Origin of the sequence: Flammeovirga sp. MY04, from assembly GCF_001682195.2 — a bacterium.
Taxonomy (GTDB): Bacteria; Bacteroidota; Bacteroidia; order Cytophagales; family Flammeovirgaceae; genus Flammeovirga; species Flammeovirga yaeyamensis.
This window is the reverse complement of sequence record NZ_CP003560.2, coordinates 684729-707739: the sequence shown is the minus strand read 5'-3', so window position 1 is coordinate 707739 and position 23011 is coordinate 684729. Positions and strand designations below refer to the sequence as shown.

12 protein-coding genes are annotated in these 23011 nt (G+C 36.6%); all 12 read right to left on the bottom strand.

All coding sequences use genetic code 11. The features are described 5' to 3' along the window. Position 1: 1 nt before the first annotated feature. Positions 2-838 carry an endonuclease/exonuclease/phosphatase family protein gene (locus MY04_RS02865; protein WP_066212980.1) on the bottom strand — a complete coding sequence of 279 codons (837 nt, stop codon included), beginning with the start codon at positions 836-838 and terminating at the stop codon, positions 2-4. 8 nt (positions 839-846) lie between these two features. Continuing rightward, positions 847-1917: a putative glycoside hydrolase gene (locus MY04_RS02860; protein ID WP_158297531.1), complete on the bottom strand. Its 1071-nt coding sequence runs from the start codon at positions 1915-1917 to the stop codon at positions 847-849. A gap of 69 nt (positions 1918-1986) precedes the next feature. Further along, a complete protein-coding gene (locus MY04_RS02855) occupies positions 1987-3078 on the bottom strand; it encodes a carbohydrate-binding family 9-like protein (protein ID WP_066206034.1) in 1092 nt (363 codons plus the stop codon). A gap of 107 nt (positions 3079-3185) precedes the next feature. Continuing rightward, a complete protein-coding gene (locus MY04_RS02850) occupies positions 3186-4622 on the bottom strand; it encodes a glycoside hydrolase family 125 protein (RefSeq protein WP_066206031.1) in 1437 nt (478 codons plus the stop codon). A 458-nt stretch (positions 4623-5080) separates the two neighbouring features. Beyond that, the gene (locus tag MY04_RS02845; protein ID WP_066206028.1) at positions 5081-7663 is read right to left on the bottom strand and encodes a beta-mannosidase; all 2583 of its coding nucleotides are present in this window, start codon (positions 7661-7663) and stop codon (positions 5081-5083) included. Positions 7664-7833: 170 nt separating this feature from the next. Further along, positions 7834-9075: a PNGase F N-terminal domain-containing protein gene (locus MY04_RS02840; protein ID WP_066206025.1), complete on the bottom strand. Its 1242-nt coding sequence runs from the start codon at positions 9073-9075 to the stop codon at positions 7834-7836. A 21-nt stretch (positions 9076-9096) separates the two neighbouring features. After that, positions 9097-9840: a copper homeostasis protein CutC gene (locus MY04_RS02835; RefSeq protein WP_066206022.1), complete on the bottom strand. Its 744-nt coding sequence runs from the start codon at positions 9838-9840 to the stop codon at positions 9097-9099. A 98-nt stretch (positions 9841-9938) separates the two neighbouring features. Beyond that, the gene (locus tag MY04_RS02830; RefSeq protein ID WP_084005742.1) at positions 9939-12206 is read right to left on the bottom strand and encodes a GH92 family glycosyl hydrolase; all 2268 of its coding nucleotides are present in this window, start codon (positions 12204-12206) and stop codon (positions 9939-9941) included. Positions 12207-12409: 203 nt separating this feature from the next. Then, positions 12410-14299 carry a SusD/RagB family nutrient-binding outer membrane lipoprotein gene (locus tag MY04_RS02825; RefSeq protein ID WP_066206015.1) on the bottom strand — a complete coding sequence of 630 codons (1890 nt, stop codon included), beginning with the start codon at positions 14297-14299 and terminating at the stop codon, positions 12410-12412. Positions 14300-14313: 14 nt separating this feature from the next. Continuing rightward, positions 14314-17415, bottom strand: a complete 3102-nt coding sequence (locus MY04_RS02820) for a SusC/RagA family TonB-linked outer membrane protein (protein ID WP_066206013.1) — start codon at positions 17413-17415, stop codon at positions 14314-14316. Between the two features lie 489 nt (positions 17416-17904). Further along, positions 17905-19782 (bottom strand): SusD/RagB family nutrient-binding outer membrane lipoprotein, encoded by a 1878-nt coding sequence (locus MY04_RS02815; protein WP_066206007.1) that lies wholly within the window; start codon positions 19780-19782, stop codon positions 17905-17907. A gap of 6 nt (positions 19783-19788) precedes the next feature. Next, entirely contained in the window at positions 19789-22923 is a 3135-nt protein-coding gene (locus tag MY04_RS02810; RefSeq protein WP_066206004.1) for a SusC/RagA family TonB-linked outer membrane protein, read from the bottom strand. Between the last annotated feature and the right edge of the window lie 88 nt (positions 22924-23011).

Genomic DNA, 23011 nt, shown 5'->3' with positions numbered 1-23011 from the left:
TTTATTGTAGCTCAACAAAAACAGGTAAGTGATCAGAAGGGAATCTTTGATTTTTTGCCTCTGTGATATGTGCATATCTCAATACTTTAAAATAGCCATAAGTAAAGACAAAATCAATATGAGAATCCAGTGGACTGTTGTAATCGAAACCTTGCCACGTACCCACAGGTCCAAGTGGGTTAGTTAGTGAAATCTCACGAGTATTCTGATAATAATCACTTAAGATTTTAATCGGTTCTGCTTGAGGTTCCGTATTAAAATCTCCCATTAAAACTACGGGATATTTTCCTTGTTCTGAAAGTTCTTGAGACTTCTTAATTAAAAGTTTAGAAGAATTAACTCTTGCCTCATCTCCTTCGTGATCATAGTGACAATTCATAACTAAAATAGTACGTTTTGTCGACTTACTTTTCAGCTTCGCCCAAGTACAAATTCTTGGTAATGCTGCATCCCAACCACTAGAAGGTTCGTCAGGAGTTTCTGATAACCAAAAGGTCCCACTATCCAATAATTTAAATTCTTTTGTATTGAAGAAAATAGGAGAAAATTCACCTGCCTTTTTTCCATCATCACGACCCACACCAACTTGTGTCATTTGTGGTAACCTATCCTTTAGATCATTTAACTGTCCTTCTAGCACCTCTTGTGCACCGAATACATCTACTTCATAGAATTTTACGATATCTGCCACCCAATCTTTTCTATTAGGCCAAGCATTTTCTTTATCATGAGGTGTATTATATCGAATATTAAACGACATATACTTTAGGCTATTGTTTTGAGCAAACCCACTCAAAACTGTACAAAAGAATAGAATTGTTGTTAGTAACTTTTTCATTTGATTATTTAGTCTTTTAACGCTTTCCAATGTGGTGCTTTCATTCCGCCAAGATCAAAAATGGCAAAACCTTTAGATCCTCCCTTTTTGGCCAATTTTATGGCTTTCTTAGTATCTTCTACACTCTTTAAATCTGGAGTATAAAGACCTGTGATCACAGGTTTATTAATTTTCTGCTTAGATGATTTCACACCTTGTTCTGTGGCAAACTTCACCCATTCTATTGGTTCTTCGTAGAAACCATTATAGACCATTGGGAATACCATATCTAGTTTGAAATCGTCCCAAGATTGGCGACAAATTTTTCTTGCTAATTCTGGATATGGGAACACAGCTGCCGATAATAACTTACCTTCTTTGTGTACCTCATCATAGATTCTATTTACTAAGTGAGTTACAGAATCGTATCTAAATTGTCTCCATTCTTCTGATTGTGTCGGATCTTCCATTTTTCTGATATCCTGACCCGATTCATTTAAGAATTTATCACGGCAAGTATCACAATAACAGAAGTCATATTCAGGATATTCTTTGTCTTGAACAATTCCATAAAGAGGTTGTAAAGACGATGCTAGAATAACATCAGAATATCTAACATAATCTAAATGTACCCCTTTAACTCCTTCAATTTTAGCTAAAGAAACGGCTTGTTTGATAATGTGTTCTTGGACTTCTTCTTTCGAAGGACATACCCATTGGTAATAATCTACATATGGGTGATAATCGTAACACGATCTTCCATCACCACTTACAGTGTACCAATCGGGATGTTTTTTTGCTTCTTTATCACCATTTCTATTTAAGGTCCACATCCAAGCGTGCATCTCAATATTTCTTTTTTTCAATAAAGGATACATACGCTTGAAGGTATTTTCATTACCTCCTAATAGAACGGCTTCAATATCTATTTCTACTAACTTATCTAATTTTTCTTCCCACTGAGCATCTGTCCAATTGTCGTGTGCATGTAACCACATCCAACGTTTAGGTAATTTAGTTGATTTTCCCATGACAGGTAACCCCATCATGACCCCTGTCGTTGTTAGCCCTGCTAGTTTTAAAAATTCTCTTTTATTCATTTCTGTAGTATGGTTAAGTTTCTTCTTGATAAGAAAAGTGGACATTTCATTCTTACCAGAAAAAGTAATTTATTCTTTAATTATGCTTCCTTTACTATCTTGATTTACCATCAATGTTGTTTTTTCTTGAGGCAATTCTAAAACCACATAATATCCATGTGGAATAGAGATAATTTTAGGTGTAACTGTTTTCCCATTAAAAGTAAATGCATCTGTAAACTTAAGTTCTTTTATGCTTTTAGCATACTTCTTATTGTCCTTTTTAAACTCTCTTTGTGCTCTATATACATCATATAATTGTCTGTATAAACGCTCTACTTCTGTTTCTTTAATTTCCGTATCTTTTACTTGTCCTACCTTATTTTTAGTAAACTCCAAGTAACCCCACTGTTCCGGCATATGCATGTTTATCTTTCCTTGAGGAGACCATACCCAATTGTATTCTGGATAAGGGCGACCTGTTTCTGGATTGATTTTCTTTACATATTGTCCATCTTTCACTTCATGTTGCCATTCTACTCTTGAGAAATTTATTCTCCAACGTTTACCTTCTTCAGGATATATAAGGTGATATTTTTCTTGAGACAATACATCTAATGGAAAGGCAATTTCTAATGTCCACTTCTCATCAACATCAGTTGGATCGTTGAGTGTACCGAACATTTTTACACCTGTTTTTAATCCTTTGATGTGCCATGAATTCATGTTCCCTCCACCATCTCTATAAGGCTTAGGCATCATCATATCCCAAACCGTATTTAGAAGGTTCATTTCGAATTCATAATAAATAGGTGATGTTGGAATAGGGTTAATAAACACCTCAAAATCATTGTCCAAATAGATGACCGTATCGCGAGTAGTTAGTGTACTCCACAAATGTGGCTCTTCCATTTCGGCTGCAATATATAGATAGTTATCGTCCCAAAGCATTTTTGTTCTTGTAGCGTACTTGGGCTTAGGCATATGATCCCCTTCAATGTCTACATATAAATCCGTCCACTCTGCTTTTTCCCAATCTGCCTCATCAATTGCTCCATCTACATTAATAGGTTGGTTCGCTTGATAGCATAGGTAACTTTTAGGTGTAGGCAAAACTTGTCCAAATGACTGAACATAAAGAAAGACAAGTGTTAGGGACAAAAAAACTTTATTAAATCTCATTTATTCAATTGGTAGTTGATGGTAATTTTTTTCTAATCACTTTAATGTTTAGAAAGTCAACTATCACCAACCCACGAATTTAATCGTGGGCTAATGATACCTTTAATTTATATTTTTGATTTCAATACCTCAGGGTGCTCCTGATAGGTTTTAAATACTAATTCTCCGAATAATGTATTGGCCCAAGCAAACCAAGATCGTGTAAATTTCTCTGGATTATCTTTATGGAATGACTCATGCATAAATCCAGTTCCACCATGTGTTTCTTTCAATTTAGAAAGGCACCACTTAATTTCCTCCGCATCATTTGATGTTAACCCTTTCTGTATGATCGACATTGGCCATACATAATCCAAACCAACGTGAGGTCCACCTATGCCTTCGAATTTTCCTTTAAAGAAATAAGGATTGTCTTCACTCCATACAAACTTTCTTGTAGCGATATAAAGTGGATCATCGGCGTCAATACAATCTAGGTAAGGTAAGGCCAATAAACTTGGAACATTGGCATCGTCCATACAATATTGATTACCGTAACCGTCTACCTCAAATGGAATCATTTTACCGTAATCCAAATGGTCTTTTACCGCATATTTAGCCAAAGCAGCTTTAACTTCCATTGCTAAATCAGCACACTCTTTTGCAAAAGAAGTATCCCCAATTACGTTAGTATAAATATCTACTAACTGATTTAAAGATGCTACTGCAAAGTAATTGGAAGGAATTAGGAAAGGGAATACTGTAGAATCATCAGAAGGTCTGAAAGAAGAAACGATTAGTCCACATGGCTTGATAGAAGCTCCAGCTCCCCAATTGGCCAAAGTATCTTCGTGCTTACTTGTTGTTCTGAAGAATGTATAAGGCCCTACTCCATCTTTACGTTGTTGTTCCTTGAAGGTCTTTAAGATCAACTTTGCTGACTTTTGCCAGTTTTCATCAAAAATTGAAGCATCGCCAGTTGTTTTCCAGTAGCCATTAGCTAAACGAACCGCATAACATAATGAGTCAATTTCCCATTTACGCTCGTGGGTTCCTGGTTTCATATCTGTATGATCTGTCTTAGACCATTTCGACATCACTGTTTCGTCTTTTTCAAATGAGTTGGCGTAAGGATCTAGTTGAATACAGTCAGCTTGACGATTCACTAAACCTTTGATCATTGTCTTCAGGTTTTTATCGTCGTTTGCTAGAGGAAGGTAAGGCCAAACCTGAGCAGTAGAATCTCTCAACCACATGGCAGGGATATCGCCTGTAATAACAAACGTATCTGGTCTCCCATTTTTTTCTGTAAATTCAATGGTGGTATCTAAAGTATTTGGATAGCAATTCTCGAACATCCAGCGTAATTCTGGATCGACAATTTTCTTCGCTACTTTCTTGATTACTTTTTCCACAGCTTCAGAAGTAAAATTTCTTTCTGATACTGCCGGTCTTTGTGATTTAAATTCTTTAGTGAATAGTGTAGATGCTACAGCTTGACTTCCTGAAAATGCCATACCTGTAGATAACAATCCTGTAGTTTTAATAAAATCTCTTCTTCGCATCTCATTTTAATTTGTTGTTTTCTCAGTTTCTGGTACTGGAAAACAATAAGTAATAATATTTAAGTAAATTGATTTAATGCAGTTAATATTGATTCAAGCGTTAGTATTTTCTCCGTATTAGTCAATCGACAGTTAAAAAATCGATTCGCTTTATTTAGGAGAACAAGATAGCTAGTTCATAGTGAATAACATTGTGGATTTTAAATTATTAGGAGTTTTAAATAACTTTTATAACAATGTTAATTTAACTCAAAAAAAGGGCTTTTTTAACCCTTTATATGAGGATTTATTTCCCGGGCAGTAAGATCGACTATATCGTTTCGTCCGTAGTGTAATTTACCGGGTGTACGAGTGGATGTATTCCACCTTAACAAGTGACAATGTTTCACCTTACCGAGTGACGATGTCTCACCTTAGCATATGACACAATTTCACATGCTAAGGTGACACTCCTTCATCTATTTGATGTTATTTAAGCACTTCACTAACAATTTCTCTTCTAATTGTTTTACAGTAAAGTCTGTTCTTTCAACAACAATTTTTCTTGATTCACCCGCCTGAAGATGGAAGTAATTATCTGTAAAGTGGATCACCTCTTTTCCTTCGATGCTTAATGCCACACTTTCTGCAAACACATCTGATGAAACCTCTACGATAAGTTGATCTCCCTCTTTCATCACTTTAGTAGATACCGTTGCAGGAAGTAACTTTTGTACTTTTGGTTTCACAAAGAAAGCATAGTTATCAGTAAGTAATTGACCTTTCTGATCTTTCACTTTTAGATATAAATAGCTTCCTCTTTTTAATGAATTCGATGGAATCTTACCAAAGTATTTTGATACTTTTTCATCAATTGATGTGATCACTCCATTACTTTCCAAAGTTGTTTTCACTTCTTTTTGAGCGATGACATCACCTTTAAAGTTTTTCCATTCTACTTCTAAAGTGACTGGGATTTCTTTCCACTCATCGTTCACCAACTTCACTTCGATCTTATTATCTGATAAATCCGTGACAATCAATTGTGGTCTGAAAGATCTTTGTACTGAGTAATGCAAGGCTTTCCATTCGCCATAATAATCGATAGATGACCAAGAAGCAGCTGGCCAGCAATCGTCTAATTGCCAATACAATGTACCCATACAGTAAGGCATATTGCTTCGGTGAGCCTCAAAACCCTGACGCATTCCGTCAGCTTGAAGCAACATTCCCACATACACAAAGTCTTCGAAATTGGTAGGTACATTAAAGTCTCTTTCCATGTAGACTTTAATTAGACCATTTCCAGTATAACTCTTTTGGTGGGTATTCATCACATCTGTTTCCAATCCCCAGTCCTCCTCGATCGTAAATTTCTTAATCGACTCAAAAGATGGGAACGATTGGAAACCGTACTCACTCATAAAACGAGGAACATATTCCTTAAAGCTTTCGAAAGGATACTTTCCGTGCCATACTCCCCAGAAGTGATTATCCCCAATAGAGAAATCTTTAATATCTCCCCAATTGGAAATGGGTGATGATGGATAGTAGAAACGGTTTGGATCTAACTCTCCTACTACTTTCGGTAATAATTTATTGAATAATTTATCGTAGTCATCTGTTAGCTTGTCTTGCACTTCTTGACTCCAACCGTAAGAATCTTGCCATCCCCAGTTGTCCCAAGCCACACCAACTTCGTTGTTACCACACCAAAGTGCCAACGATGGTCTGTTTCTCAAACGCTTGATATTGTAAGTCGCTTCTTCTTCTACTTTTCTCAAGAAATCTTTATCGCCAGGATACATCGTGCAAGCAAACATAAAATCTTGCCATACTAATAATCCTTTTTCGTCGCATTGATCATAGAAGTAATCGCTTTCGTAGATACCTCCACCCCAAATTCTCACCATATTCATATGGGCATCAAGCATACTTTTGATCATCCAATCATAACGATCTTGAGTAACCGATGGCAAGAAGCTATCTTGTGGAATGTAATTTACCCCTTTCATGAATACCGGCTGACCATTGACTTTCACATAGAAACTCTCTCCTAAGCTGTCGGGCTCATTAATCAATTCAACAGTTCTCAAACCTACTTTATTTAATTGTTGATCTACCAATTTTCCATCAACAAGTACTTGAGTAGTGATATTATATCTTTTTTGATCGCCCAATCCATTCGGCCACCATCTTTCTGGTTGGGTAATACTTGATGATAAATCAACTTTATTTTCTCCTTCTTTCAGTTCAATTTCTTTTACTTCTGAAGTGAAATGTTCATTATCTGCAATTAGTCTTACTTTAGCTTTACCTGCTTTTGCTGATTGAATTGTTACAGTAGTGTTTAATTCAGCCAAATCATCATTTAGCGATGTTTGCTGAATATGAATGTCTTCGATCTTCGCTTTGTTCCAAGTAATGATATTGATAGGTCTCCAAATACCTGAAGTCACAAATCTTGGACCCCAATCCCATCCAAAAGAATAAGGTGCTTTACGAGAATAAATAGAGAATTTCTCTGCTCTTGCATCATTATCTGCAGGATATTCAAAACCCGCCTGATCTCTAAGTGGTTTTGTTACTTTAATGGGCGAATGAAAATAAACTTTTAGTGTATTTCCTTTTTGTTTGATCAAAGAAGAAATATCTGTTTCATAGCCCACAAACATATTGTCTGAAGATAAAATTTTCTCTCCGTTCAATAGGACTTCTGCATAAGTATCTAAACCTTCAAATTGTAATGCAAAATTATTATTGCTGATATTTTCTGGAGCATCAAACGTCGTTTCATACGTCCAATCTTCTTCTTCTATCCACTGAAGTTTCTTTTCGTTTTCACGATAGAAAGGGTCTTCGATTAATTTGTTATCGAATAAATCGGTATGTACTGTGCCTGGAACTGTAGCAGGGTATTTTGTTTGTTTTCCTACTTGTTGGAAAGTCCAATCCGAAGCTAAAGGATAGCTTTTTTTTGTTAGTTCGTTCTCTTTCCAATTGTCTGAACAACCTGTAAGTAACAGGGTGAGGAAAGCTAGTATTGTAGTAATTTTATTCATTTGGTTATCATTTAACTCCGTTTGTTTAGAAACCCTTTTATATGCGTTGAGGTTGTCTCATTTTTCAATAGTACTTTATCGCAGGCCCAAGAATAAATTCCTGGGTTTACGATAAAGTATATTTTAATGGTTGACAACCTTTAAATTTAATATTCTCGGATTAGTATTGACTAATTCAATTCACCAAAGAAATAAGCCGATACAAACCAGAAGTTTTGGTGATCTCCTTCCAATTTTTGAGCTGTTGGCATAGATACCGTCAGCTTATGATCGCCAGAGATATTTTCAACTGGGATAATCGTTGGAGGAACATCAGAACCTGGACACCAATTTGATCTAGAATAATCGGATGAAGCAATAGGTTCTTCCACCATCTTTTCCTCATATTTTCCTTTTTCCCAATTGATGTAGGATGCTTTTCTCTTGTTTAACCAAACCCCTGTTGTTGGGTTGAATCGACGGAATGTTGCGCAATCCGTTCTCCAAGGTACAAAGCTATATAACTTCTGATCGTCTAATTTGATGATATTTTCTGTCTGAACAAACTCGTCACCACCACTATGTCCACCATGACCTGTTGTAATATAGGCTAGGTTTACATTTTTAGTATTTGATGGAATATTGACAGTTGTTCCTACGTCTGCTCTTTGGAATTTATCACATCCTTTTTGAGGAGGAATATATCTCACAGTGTTTAAAACAGGAGAAACCCAACGTTTCTTAGCAGGTTCATAAGCATTTTCTGACTCATCAAAATGAAGTTTTACATCTACATTGTACCCTTCTTTGGTCCAAGTATCAATATGTACACCTACAATAATTTCTCCTTCTAATAAAGGAATCAATTGAGTGATATCTTGTTTCCAAACGGCTTTCTTTGCCCATCCATCAACATAAGAAGGCATTCTATGAGGATATGTTACAGTATCTTCAGAATAGAAACCAACTCCAAAAGGAGTCATGAAACGCATCAACTCTACTGCAGGTTGGTAATCACCTTCTGCAATAATTCCAGGAAACTCATCTGTTTCGTCTGCATCGTCTGTATGTGCTAACTTAAATTCACCTTTAACTACCGAAAGAAGATTGGCTCCTTTTGCGGGCATCACAAAGACTGAACCTGATTTATCCCAACGATCGCCAGCAGAAGTTTCTTCTACTACAATAGTTACCTTCGTTTCTCTTTCGAATTTTGGTATCGTTAGCTTTTTCAGCATAATTCTACCCGATTCGATATAAAATGCATCAGTATCACTTTCTTTAATCCCATCTTTATTTAAATCAGGACTGAAGAATAGATGTTCGTTATCAAATACATGATACGTTTTACTGCCAATAGATGGAATTTCTTTTGGCCCACAGCTCATTACAAAAGCTGCTAAAATTAAAGAGGTAATAAATTTAAGTTTCATTTTGATGCTATTTGATCAAGTCTATTTAGTTAATTCATTTCTGAGATTAGAAACCACTTGCTCACATGTAATACTTCTTTGGTATTCCGAATCAAGGTTTTCTTTACTCATTGCTACATTCTCATTCTTAAACTTCATCGCACTATCAATTACTTTTGATGCCGAAGAATGAACAGCTGTAACCCCTGTTTTTTCTACTATCTCTTTTACATTGGTTGGTAATACACCCGACCCTGCCATGATTTCAATACGGCCATCAGCTAGATCAACCAATTCTTTTAATATCTTCATCCCTTCTGGAGCAGTCATTCTTTGACCAGAAGTTAGTACTCTATCCACACCTAAAGCAATTAAATCTTCTAATGATCTATTGGTATCTTTAGTCATATCAAAAGCTCTGTGAAAAGTGACTTGCATTGGTTTTGCTGCATCTACAAGTGGTTGACATCTCTCAACATCAATTTCTCCATCTGCTGTGAGTGCTCCAATAACAACACCATTCATACCTAATTCTTTTGCTAGCTTTACGTCTTCCAACATTTCTTCAAACTCTAAATCAGTAAAAAAGAAATCTCCACCTCTTGGGCGAATAATTGGAAAAATATCAATAGTTACTTTTTCTCTAGCCACTTTCATTGTGCCTTTGCTTGGTGTCGTGCCACCTTCTAATCTACCTCCACATAATTCCACACGGTCTGCTCCTCCTTTTTGGGCGTTAATTGCTGAATCTACAGTGTATGCACAAATTTCTAACGTCGTTTTCATTTTTGTTCTCAATAGTTGGGTTGTTGCAAACCCAACTTCACTCCGTCTGAGTTCATGGATTTTGCAACTACCCTCATTTAAAAGTCCTCGCTTCTTATTTATAATTTATTCGATGGCGGTGGTGTATTTACACCTAGTGTTCTGTTTGGGGTATTTGACATTACTAATTCTAATGTTCCACCGGCCATGATTTCTTTATGGTTAATATATAAACGATCTAATTTCTCTCCGTTGAGAGTAATTGAATCGATGTAGATATTCTCTTTTGAAGTGTTTTTCGCTATTACAGTAAAAGTATTACCATTTGATGTTTCAATTTCTGCTTCATCAAATAATGGCGATCCGATAACATATACTCCTTGAGCAGGGTTTACAGGATAGAAACCTAAAGCACTGAATACGTACCATGCAGAGATTTGTCCACAATCTTCGTTTCCGGCAATACCTTCTGGAGTGTTATCGTATTGAGTTTCCATAATCTCACGAACTTTCTCTTGGGTTTTCCAAGGTGTTCCAGCATAATTGTACATGTAGGCAATATGATGTGACGGCTCGTTACCGTGAGCATACTGACCAATTAATCCAGTGATATCTGGAGAAACATTCGCTCCTGTTAATTCTGATGAAGCAGTAAACAATTCATCCAACTTGGCTACAAATGCTTCTTTAGATGGGTACAAATCGATTAAACCTTGTACATCTTGTAATACAAACCAAGAGTGTTGGTAAGCATTTCCTTCAGTGTAATCCGTATCTTCTCTATGATTGGCTTCTGCAGGGTCAAACGGCGTGCGGTACTCACCTTTTGTATTTAAACCTCTCATAAACTGAGTTTCTTTATCGAATAAAGGCTTATACCCTTCAGATCTCTTCATGTAGGTTTTGTATGCTTTTTCATCACCTACTTTTTTAGCGACTTGAGCAATACACCAATCGTCATAGGCATACTCTAATGTTTTTGTTACTGATTCTTCTCCTTTATCAAAAGGAATAAATCCGTATTCTTTGTATGCTTTTAAGTCTCTTTGATCTTGCATTGATGTAACTTTCATTGCATGCAATACCTTTTCAGCATCAATTCCTTTGATATCTTTTAAAACAGCATCCGCCAAGATTGGCATAGAGTGATAACCCGTCATACAATTGTTTTCTTGTCCGGCTAACACCCAAATTGGAAGTGTTCCTGTAGCATCAAAATGCTCTAGCATGGTATTGATGAAATCTGCATTTCTTTTTTCCGATTCAATAATCGTCGAAAGTGGATGCACTGCTCTAAAAGTATCCCAAAGTGAGAATGTACTGTAATAAGTATATCCTTCTGCTTTCTCTACTTTTTGATCTGCTGACCAGTAATTTCCTTCTATGTCTGAATGAGTTACAGGAGCAATTTTAGAGTGATATAAAGCAGTGTAGAAAATTTCTCTTGCTTTTTTATCTGTTGTCTTGATTTTGATTTGCTCTAATGCTTCCTCCCAAATATTTGATGCTGCAATTCTTTTCTGGTCAAAGTCAAATCCTTTACCTTCTTTCTTTACAGCCATAGCTGCTCCTTTTTGTGACGCTGAAGAAATACCAACAGCTGCAGTAATCTGACCTTGTCCGTCTGTTTTATCAAATGCAATTTGAGCCACTAAACGTGCGCCTGCTTTCTGCGTACGGATATCCACAATCTTTTGAGAAAATTTCATTTGGAAATAAACTCTTTGATCAGGTGCCCATCCTGCAGAAAAGCGATAACCTTCTACTGTATAATCGTCAACTTTCTTTAAATCTGTTTTCGTTACTCCATCCCAGTTGACAGCGAAACCTAAGTTGATAATCATGGATGGCATTGTTGCTGTAGCAGGATATGTCCATCTATGGAAACCTGTATGCAAACCAGTAGTCATTTCTGCACGTATACCAGAATTTTCTAGTGTAACACCATAGTATCCTGGTGTAGCTAATTCTGACTCATGAGAATATTTTTCTGTGTAAGACAGTTTAGTTCTATCTTGTTCTTTTGCGTTAAGTGTTTTCTTTTCAGCAGTCGGAATGATAATAATATCGTTCAAATCGCCGATACCTGTACCACTCAGGTGCTGATGGCCGAAACCAACCACCAAAGAATCAGAAATATGGTAACCAGAAACCCAGTCCCATCCGCTCACACCGTTCACCGGGCTACATTGTACACCACCATAAGGTAATGTTGCACCTGGGAAAGTATGACCATGTTCTCCTGTTCCAATAAAAGGATTTACGTAATCAACTAAGTGTAGATCAGTTGTTGTTGTTTGTTCTTGAGTAGATGTTGAACACGACATCAAAGATGCGCCCAAACATACCCATGTTGTGATTGATTTTATATGGCTTTTTAAAAACACGTTGCAATTATTTAGGTTGATCGTCGAACACTTTAAGTGTTTCTTATACGGCAAAAATAAGTAATATCAGTCTAAAACAAGCACTTAAATCGGCATAAACACGCATGAATTATCTTAATTATTGTAAACGTGCAACTTTTTGCCTTAAAAAAGCAAAGCCCTTCTTAAAGAAGAGCTTCGCTGTATTTAAATCTAAGTAAAACTTAGTTTCCTTTATTTGAGTACCACTGTTTAATCGCAATAAAGTTGGTGCTTTCACCTACTCCCGCTCTTTGGCGTGTAATTGCATCATTTGAATTCGTCGCATTTACATTTAACTCTCTGTTTGGATATGGGAAACGAGAAGGACGCACCCAGTTCGTTACACCACCTCGGTGTAAAGGTACTTCCTGAACCCCATTTTTAACTTGAGAATTGTCTAACAATGGATCATCTGCATATTTAGGAAGATCGTAGTTTCTATCTGCTGCTGGAACAACTGCAGGTACCATAGATGGTAAGTGCGTTCTGTTCCAAAGTGCGTAAGAATCATAACCATTTCCAGTTAATGCGATCCAATGTTCATAAACAACAACATCTCGTTTATCTGCAGCACTATTATATCGATTTACTGCAGCAGTTACATAATCTGTTTTAGCAGTGGCGAAATCATAGGCTGCATTCGTCTGACGTTTGTATAAATCGATATACAAATCTCTAATATCTTCACCCGGGAATTTCACGGCATCATATTTTTCTAAAGCAAATTCAACCCCTCTCTGGAAAGCACCTGCATCAGAAATACCATATGCTGGAATTTCATTTGCTTCTGCAATCCAAAATTGTACTTCATCTGCTCCAATCACTATAGATGGTGATAATTGGTTAAAAGTTGCTGCATTTAAACCTGCGATGGTAATAAACTGACCTTCATTTCTAAACCAATATGGATGGTTCGGATCATCTTCAGCATCGCCCGGCACATTTTGATCAACCCAATAAGCGGCTTGTTGTGCTCCACCTTTTGCTTCGTTGAAAAACACTCCACGGTTACCGTCTCCGTTATCACCTAAACGTACCCCTCTATAGTGTGCTTTTACAAAAAAGCCTTCGTCTCCAGCTTTTAAGAAAGGATCGAAATTAGTGTATTGAGTGGTATCTGTCATAGCTTTATTAACACCACCCGAGTTATCAAATTGAGAAACCAAACGGAAGATTCGTGGATCTTGATTATCCTGCATCGATTTCATCGCTATTTCAGAAATGTAAGGATAAGAGAAACCACCTACTTGTCCTTCAACAGCAATACCAGTACCGTTAACGTGATCACCCCAAGGTCCACCTTCAGAAACGTGCTGTACATAAACAGCTTCAGACCAATTGGAAATATATCCACCTGCATTGTTAAAACCTTCTTTAAAGACTTCTGCACCTTTCGTTGGGTCAGCTTCTGACATCATCAAACCAATTTTCATTAATAAAGAGTTGGCCAACTTGATGTATTTAGCGGTACCTGAAGTTCCAGAAGTATATAAATCATAGTTAATCAAATTATTATCATTTACTCCTTCTAATGCGGTTCTTGCTTTTTTCAAATCCTCTACCATGCTAGTCAGTACTTCCTCCTGAGTATCGTACTTAGGATAATAAAGTAATTCAGAAAAACCTTTACCAGCTTCAGAATAGGGAACATCTCCATATAACTGAGTGACTCTAAGTGTGTTTACTACTCGGATGATTTCAAATTGAGCAACTTGCCCTTCTTTACCTCCTTCTGCTTCTAAACGATTAATACCGTCTGTAAGATTTCGGAAAACATCACCATAAATTAAATCAAAGGTTGGTGATGTGTGACCGTCATCCACACCAAAACCAATACCTGTTGAATATAGACAAGCTGTATTTTGAGCTAATGGCCCACTGACAATTAAATTTCCCCTCCACGCTTCTGCGCCACTTGAATACATTTTTAACTGACTAAAAGTCATTAAATGTTGTACATCAAGGTTATTCGACGTCCAAGGATTTGTATTGATTTCCTCGAAGTCATTCGTACAGCCATTTAATGCAATTACAGCTATAGCGATACTAAATATATATTTCTTTAAGTTCATTTTTCTTAAATTAATTAGAAGTTCATATTTAATTTAAAACCGAATGTTCTTGGTAAGGCAAGGTTAGATACCTCAACACCTTGACCATTCCCTGCTGTAAATGAAGCTTCTGGATCTATATTGTCTGTATTTCTCCACAAATAACCCACGTTAAATGCGTTAGCGGTTATCGATATATTTTTGAAAGGAGTTTGATCCATTAATGTTTGGGAGAATCTGTAGGTTAAAGAGATCTCTCTTAATTTGATAAATGAAGCATCATACATGTGGAATTCGTGAATACCAGCATAAGAAGGATAATATAATTCTGGATCTACTGATTTAGTATATGGTGTAGAAACTCCATTTTCATCCACTTGAACTAAGTTACCTGGATTCCATCCATCCCCAGTTCCTTGATCTCTATTCGCATAGAATTCGTCTCTACCTACCAAAGTATTCTCATGCTTACCTAAAGAATGTAGACTTGATTCTGTTGATGAGTAAATATCCCCACCAAACTTACCATCTAACAATATCGATAAGGATATATTTTTATAAGTAAATGTGTTTCTAAAACCTGTCATCCAAGGTTGAACACCATTACCAATTTCGTGGTTACCATCTTGTTTTTGAATACGGCCATTATCATCAACAACTAAGTTGCCGTTAGCATCTCGTAATGCTTTTGAACCAACGATTGTTCCGTAAGGTTGGCCCGGAATTGCTTGAACAGAAACTCCGTTTACACCTAATAATTCAAAAAATTCTACTCCCTCAGTTAAAGAAACTACTTCGTTTTGATTGTATGCAGCTGTGATAGTCATATCCCAAACAAAGTTCTCTTTCATAATCGGTTTGTAACCAAACATGAATTCCCAACCTTTATTATCAATTTGTCCGGCATTGATGATTGCTCTCTCATAACCTGATCCTTTTGAAATATCAACTGGTAAAATTTGATCAATAGATGAATTGCTGTAATAAGCTACATCCAAATGGAAACGATCTTCGAAGAATCTTAAATCAACTCCAAACTCATAAGAAGTTTGAATTGATGGTCTTAATGTTCTATTTGGTATATTATTCCCCTCAATTCTACCAATGTTGATTCCATTATGGTTCCAAGGGTCTAAAGAGTATTGTAATGCTAGTTGATATGGATCGGTATCTGAACCCACCTGTGCAATGTTCGCTCTGACTTTACCAAACGACATCCAATCAGGTATAGTCCAGTCCATATCAGAGAATATCCAAGATACAGAAGCAGATGGATAAAAGAATGAATTATTGTTTAATGGCAATGTAGAAGACCAGTCATTACGTGCTGTTAAGTCTAAGAATAAATAACCTTTGTATCCAATTGATGCCATAGCATATAATGAAGACATTGCTTTTTCTGTAGAAGAATACGATTGGAATACTTGTGAACCTGCCCCAGGGTTTTGGAAATCTGGAGAATTAAATTGTGAGGAACCCGTATCAGTATATTTATTAATAGTTCTGTAATAGGCTCCACCAGCGTTAGCGGTAACATCAAAATCTCCAAATTGTTTGTGGAACATGATAAGGAAATCTGAATTGGTCTCCATAGAAAGGTTGGTTCTCTGATACGCTCTACCTTGCTCAAACCAAGGAGTGTATAATGGTTGCAGCACATCTTGACGGAAAGAGTTGTAATCCACCCCTGTTCTACCCATCAGTTTTATCCAATCTGTGAATTCGTACGTGGCAGTAGCCATACCAATCACCCTATTTAATTCGTCTTCATTGACCACTTCGTTCATGGTCCAATAAGGGTTGGTTTCTTTATCGTCATAACCAATTGGACGACCATCTGCAGATTTATAGTTTTTCAGCCAATTATGATCAATTGTAGTAGGTAAAGCCACCATCATACCCATGTAGTTATTCACTGAATTACCCATTTCCATACGGTTAAGGGCCTTTTGATTGACATAGGTCAACTTGCCGTCAATTTTTAATTTCTTTACGACTGTAGTGGATCCTCTTAGATTGAAAGTATTCCTTTTATAAGTAGAATTATCCACCATTCCTTTATTGTCCATGTTCGAGTAAGAGAATCGAACATTAGAATTTTCGTTGGACCTATAAGCTGAAACATTCGTGTTCCAAGTCACCCCTGTTCTAAAGAAATCTTTATAGTTATTATCGAAAGCCGAAACTGTTCTTTCTTGACCATCGTAATAAGCAGAAGATCTTTGCCCCACAATTCTTGGACCCCACATAGAGGTTTGGGCTTTTGGATTGGTAGGTTCATTACCTAAAGTACCCATGGCATATCTCGTTTGATCTTGTGGAGTAATTCCAACGAAATCAAAAGAAGCGCCAGTACTTAAATCAATTCCTGAGGCTCCTCCTTTTCCCGATTTTGTGGTAATTAAGATCACACCATTAATGGCTCTTGAACCATAAAGAGCAGTTGCCGAACCACCTTTTAATACTGACATTGACTCAATATCATCTGGGTTGATGGATGAAAGACCGTCGCCTGTGTTTACATCTCCTCCATCGGAATTATTACCGGCGTCCTTTACCGTTTCATTAAGGATAGGAACACCATCTACTACATAGAGTGGTTGATTGTTACGTCCTAGTACTGCGTTACCACGAATAACTACTCTTGAAGAAGAACCTGCACCACCAATTGGAGCAATTTGAACACCAGCCACTTTACCAGATAAAGTATTCATCACATTACCCGTTGCTGAACCATCTCCAAGTTCGTCTGCCTTCACTTCTGAAGCAGCATATGATAATGATCTTTCTGACCTTTCAATACCCAAGGCAGTAACTACCACCTCATCAAGTTGTTCCGCATCTACCTCTAATGCAACATTTAAATTAGAGGCATTAGACGCATCCATTTCCATTGATTTGTAGCCTACAAAAGAGAAAACCAGAGCATTCTGACCTTCAGTTAATGTGAGAGAAAAGTTACCATCTAAGTCAGTTACAGTACCATTTGAAGTACCCTTGATTAAAACGTTTACACCGGGGAGCGGAGAGTTGTCTGCCGCATCTTTCACCGTACCAGTTACTTTACGGTCTTGTGCATACGAGCTACTAAGTATACAAAGGAGTACACTCAATAACAGAAGTAAGTGTTTTTTCATAATTTGAAAAATGAATAGAATTTAGATTATGTGTGTGTATCTATTTAAGTAAACAGATAGTGTATTTAGATTAGATATAATTTATGGATAAACAGATGAATTTAAGTTTTGGGTTTTACTTTAGAATTAAAGTAATTGATGTTATTCTAGCTATTATTTAGAGAGCATTTATTTAACAGGATTACTTTAAAATTTAAGTCTAAATTTAATTTTAACTAAAATAAATTAAGCATTTAGTAAAAGTTCTTTTTTCCATATTTGATGCTATAAAAACATGATATTTTACAATAGTTGACTATCTTTTTCTATAAAAACTAAAAACCTTACTTCTTGATAATTAAGTTAGTATTCCGTTCTGCAAGAGATTATTAATTGATATACAGAAAAGAATGTCTCCGCTTCACAAGCATTCTTGGTATTTTTTTAACAAAAAAAAGCGAAGTTCCTCGAAAGAAGAACTTCGCTTTTTATATAAGATATTATTTAAAATTATCTCTTGTTACTCCATTGTGGAACTGCGATAAAGTGTGTACCTCCACCAACTCCAGTCTCTGCTCTTTGTCTGTTAATTGCTTCTTCTGCGTTTGCACTGTTTGCATTTAACTCAGAACCTGGGTAAGGGAAACGGTAAGGACGAATACCACCAGTTGAACCACCAGTATGTAGTAAAACTTCATTTTCACCAATGATAGTTGCATCGTCGTTAGCCAACGGGTCTTTATCATATACAGGTAAATCGAAATTTCTTTGAGTCTCTGTAAGGTTTCTGTTGATGAACGAAGGTAAACCTGTTCTATTCACCAAAGCAAAAGCATTAATACAATCGCCAGTTAGAGAAGCCCAGTGTTCAGTTACCACTACTTCTCTCTTACCTTGGCTATCTGCTGCATTGTATCTTTGAATCACGTCATCAACATAAGCAGATTTGTTAGCCGGATGATTATAATCTGGATCAGTTTGTTTCTTGTAGATATCAACAAATGCTTCTTCTAAAGATCCACCACCGAATCCAACTGCATCATATTTAGATAATGCTAATGTTACTGCGTTTCTCAAGTAAGTTTGACCTTCTGCTTCACTTACACCGTAACCTGGCAATAATGCAGCTTCAGCAATAAAGAAGTTTACTTCGTCTGCACCTAAGATAATAGTAGGAGCAGTTGCGTTAAATACTTCAGGAGAAATACCAGCCAAAGTAATATATTGACCATTTTCAGCAATATCAAGTGTTCTGTTTGCCCAGAAATCAATTTGTTGATTACCTTCTGCACCGTCGACTTTATAGATAGATCTTGAACCTTCAGATGTAGAACCTAAACGAAGACCTCTAAAGTGAACTTTTTCAAACGTATTTGGTGTGTTTGTATGTGCTTGTTTGAATGGATCGAAGTCTTTGTATACAGAAACATCTGTGAAAGCTTCAGTTCTAGAGTTAGAATAATCCAAGTGACAAGCTAAACGGAAAATACGTGGATCGTGGTGCGATTGCATGTATTCTAATAACTCAGGAGAAAAATAGTTACCTGAGAAACCACCCACTAAAGAGTTATTTGCTACACCATAACCATTCACTGTGTGCCCCCAAGCACCACCTTCCATGGTGTGGTGAATTACCGGTGCTTCACTCCATGCTGTGATGAAGTTTTTAGAACCGTAACCTTTAGCGAAAATTTCAGCACCTCTAGATGGGTTACTTTCAGACATCATTACACCAATTTTGATGTACAATGAGTTGATGATTTTCAAATATAGATCTCTGTAAGGGATACCTACTCTGTAAGCATCATAATTTGATAATTCATCTACTTTAGAAATTAAAATTGCCGCTTCATCAAGGTCTTTTACCATTAGCTCAAGAACATCTTCCTGACGGTCGTATGCTGGGTAGTAAATACCTTCTGTATAGCCTTTACCTGCTGTAGAGTAAGGGATATCACCGTATAACTGAGTGGCACGTAATTGGTTGATCACGTTGACTACAGAGAATCTACCATAATCAGCCATTGCTTCATCAGAACCATCTTTTTTAAGACGGAACTTAGAATCTTCAATATTACGGATCATATCTCTATACAAGTTCTCAAAAAAGGCACCTGTATACTCACCATTTTCGCCAAATCCTGATCCAGTAGTGATGTACGTTGAAGAGATGCCAGACATAGGTCCAGTCATAATAATTGATGTTCTCCAACCCTCATGACCATTAGAATACGCTTTAGTCTGCGTAAATGGCAACATGTGTTTGATATTTAAATCGTTACTTGTCCATGGGTTGTCATTCATTTCCTCAAATTTATGAGTACACCCAGTTCCAAACATTGTAGCTGCACTTAGTGAAGCGGCAATTAATATATTTTTAAGTTTCATTATTTCTTAGAAATTAGCGTTTAATTTGAAAGTGAAAGTTCTAGGCAATGCCATTGTAGAATTCTCAAGACCTTGTGCGTTACCTGTTGAGAATGAAGCTTCAGGATCGAAGTTTTCACTGTTTTTCCATAAGTAACCTACGTTAAAGGCAGATGCTGATACATTTACATTTTTGATGAAGATGTTTTGCATCCATTCTTGAGGTAATCTATAATTAATAGATACTTCTCTTAGTTTAATAAACGACGCATCGTAAACGAAATGGTCTGCTTTTGCTGAACCGTAGAATAATTCTGGATTTACATTTCCATTAAATCCTTCATAAATAGGGTTACCATTTTCATCGCTAATTGCGTTTCCACTATCGTCTGTTTTAGGAGTTACTAAACCACCAGGATTCCAGTGACCGTCTCCTTTGTTCCACTCATCTCTACCAACAACTGTATCTTTATGCTTACCATTTGAGTACATTGATGAGTTAGTAGATGAGTAGATATCACCACCAAACTTACCATCAATCAATACTGTTAATGAAAGGTTTTTGTAAGTAAATGTGTTTCTGATACCGGCCATCCAAGGTTGAACACCGTTACCAATAATTGAAGGAGTATCTTCTGCTTGAATAATACCTTCTTGGTTTACAACGATATTACCATTATCATCTCTTAGTGTTTTTCTAGCTACAATTGCACCGTATGCTTGACCTGGAATTGCTTGAATACTACCCGATTCATTTAGAGAGAAGAATTCAACACCTTCAGTTAATGAAACTACTTCGTTATAGTTATAAGCAGCATTTAAAGTAGCTGTCCAGTTGAAGTTTGACTTATCTAAAATCTTATAGTTCAATGCCATCTCCCAACCTTCGTTAAGGATCTCTCCAGCGTTGATCATTACTTGAGCATAACCAGATGACTGTGAAATGTTCACTGGAAGAATCTGATCTACAGAAACTGATTTATAACGAGCTACATCAATACCTAAACGATCGTTGAACATTCTCAAGTCGATACCAAATTCTGTAGATGTTTGGATAGATGGTCTCAAGTTAGCGTTAGGGATCACATTGTTTCCAATCTCACCATAAATCAAGTTTCCTGGCATATTGAAACGGTGAATTTGATATTGCTGAGCCAATTGATATGGATCCGTATCAGAACCTACTTGTGCATAGTTTGCTCTAATTTTACCAAACGTCAACCATTCTGGCGTATCCCAATCCATGTCTGAGAAAATCCAAGTACCTGAGATCGATGGATAAAGGAAAGAGTTGTTGTTTAATGGAAGTGTAGAAGACCAGTCATTTCTTACTGATGCATCTAAGAATAAATATCCTTGGAAACCAACTGATGCAGTAGCATAAAGCGAGTTAATAGCTTTTTCATATGTACTCATGTCCATCAATACCGACTGACCTGCTGTAGGGTTTTGGAAATCTGGAGAAGCAAATGTTGACGATCCAACATCTTGAGAGTTTCTAAGAATGTGCATTTTAGAACCACCAGCATTTACATTAACATCAAACTTACCTATTTTCTTATTGTATGAAACTAAGAAGTCATAGTTTTGCTCCATTTCAGCGTAGTTTCTTTTGAAAGCACGACCATCACTGTTTAAAGCTGCACCCCAAGGGTCTAAAACATCTTGAGTATAATTGTTATAATCAATACCAGCACGACCTAAGATTTTCAAATCATCAGTAATCTTATAAGTCAATGAAGTCATACCGTTAACTCTGTCCAAATTATCTTTGTTATAACCTTCTCTTAGGTTAAAGTAGATGTTTTGTCCTCTATCGTCATAACCATAAGATCTACCATTTTCATCTTTATGCTTATCGCTTAACCATTTTACTGAAGTTGTAGATGGCAAGCCCATTAAGAAGTTCATTGTAGAACCGTAACCACCACCGTTAATCAAACGGTTATAACCTTGAGTATTTGAATAACTAACTCTGCCTTCTGCAGTTAATTTGTTCAAGATTTCAGTACTACCTTTGATCGAGAATGTATTTCTTTTGAAAGTTGATGTCTCAACCATTGCTTGGTTATCCATATTTGAATAAGACAAACGGATATTTGATTTATCGTTTGAAGCAAAAGCACTTACTGAAGTATTTGATGTAATACCTGTTCTATAAAAATCTTGGTAGTTATTGTAGTGTCTTAATTGCTTTGTGATTTGATCAGCTTCTGGCACACCAGAGTTGAAGTAATAAAATCTACTATCTTGGCCCATGATTTTTGGACCCCACATTCCTGTCGCGTTTTTAGCATCACCAGTAATATCGCCTAAAGTACCTTGACCATACATTTTTTGCTCATCTGGAGTAATACCCAAAACATCCAATGAAATTGATTGTGAGAAATCAACTCCTGTTTTTGAATCTTTTCCTGATTTTGTTGTGATCAAAATCACACCGTTGATTGCACGTGAACCATACAATGCCGTTGCTGAACCACCTTTAAGTACACTGATGTTTTCAATATCATCAGGGTTTAAAGAAGATAGACCATCACCTGAAGATACATCTCCATCATAACCATCACCACCATCTTTAAACGTAGAGTTAGACATTGGAACACCGTCAATTACATATAACGGCTGGTTATTACCACTTAAAACTGAAGTACCACGGATAACAACTCTTGAAGAAGAACCTGCACCGTTTGATGGAGCAATCTGAACACCAGCAACTTGACCTGCTAAAGAGTTCATCATGTTACCTGTTGCTGTTGCTGCATCCGCCATATCGTCTGCACTAACTCCTTGTACAGCATAACCTAACGAACGTTCTGAACGCTCAATACCTAAAGCTGTAACCACTACCTCATCTAATTGTTCTGCATCCACATTTAAGGAAACATTCAAATTTGTAGCGTTTGCAACATTAACTTCAGTTGATTGGTAACCAACATAAGAAAATACAAGTGTTTGATTTTCAGCTACTGAAATTGAGAATTTACCATCTAAATTGGTCACACTACCGTGTGTGGTTCCTTTGATTAGTACGTTTACTCCTGGAATCGGAGAATTGTCATCTGCATCAACGACAGTACCCGTTACGACACGATCTTGAGCATACAATGTATTAAACACACTGAATAGTATGCTCAAAAACAAAAGTAAGTGTTTGTTCATGATTTGATTAATGAATAGAAATTAGATTTAATTAAATTAAAGAGGCCAATACTATTTAGAAGCTTGTTTATTTATAAATAATTGGCAC

What these genes read in the sequence shown, in the direction of transcription:
- MY04_RS02865 (WP_066212980.1), bottom strand. Translation starts at nt 838, where the DNA reads ATGAAAAAGTTACTAACAACAATTCTATTCTTTTGTACAGTTTTGAGT.
- MY04_RS02860 (WP_158297531.1), bottom strand. Translation starts at nt 1,917, where the DNA reads ATGAATAAAAGAGAATTTTTAAAACTAGCAGGGCTAACAACGACAGGG.
- MY04_RS02855 (WP_066206034.1), bottom strand. Translation starts at nt 3,078, where the DNA reads ATGAGATTTAATAAAGTTTTTTTGTCCCTAACACTTGTCTTTCTTTAT.
- MY04_RS02850 (WP_066206031.1), bottom strand. Translation starts at nt 4,622, where the DNA reads ATGCGAAGAAGAGATTTTATTAAAACTACAGGATTGTTATCTACAGGT.
- MY04_RS02845 (WP_066206028.1), bottom strand. Translation starts at nt 7,663, where the DNA reads ATGAATAAAATTACTACAATACTAGCTTTCCTCACCCTGTTACTTACA.
- MY04_RS02840 (WP_066206025.1), bottom strand. Translation starts at nt 9,075, where the DNA reads ATGAAACTTAAATTTATTACCTCTTTAATTTTAGCAGCTTTTGTAATG.
- MY04_RS02835 (WP_066206022.1), bottom strand. Translation starts at nt 9,840, where the DNA reads ATGAAAACGACGTTAGAAATTTGTGCATACACTGTAGATTCAGCAATT.
- MY04_RS02825 (WP_066206015.1), bottom strand. Translation starts at nt 14,299, where the DNA reads ATGAACTTAAAGAAATATATATTTAGTATCGCTATAGCTGTAATTGCA.
- MY04_RS02820 (WP_066206013.1), bottom strand. Translation starts at nt 17,415, where the DNA reads ATGAAAAAACACTTACTTCTGTTATTGAGTGTACTCCTTTGTATACTT.
- MY04_RS02815 (WP_066206007.1), bottom strand. Translation starts at nt 19,782, where the DNA reads ATGAAACTTAAAAATATATTAATTGCCGCTTCACTAAGTGCAGCTACA.
- MY04_RS02810 (WP_066206004.1), bottom strand. Translation starts at nt 22,923, where the DNA reads ATGAACAAACACTTACTTTTGTTTTTGAGCATACTATTCAGTGTGTTT.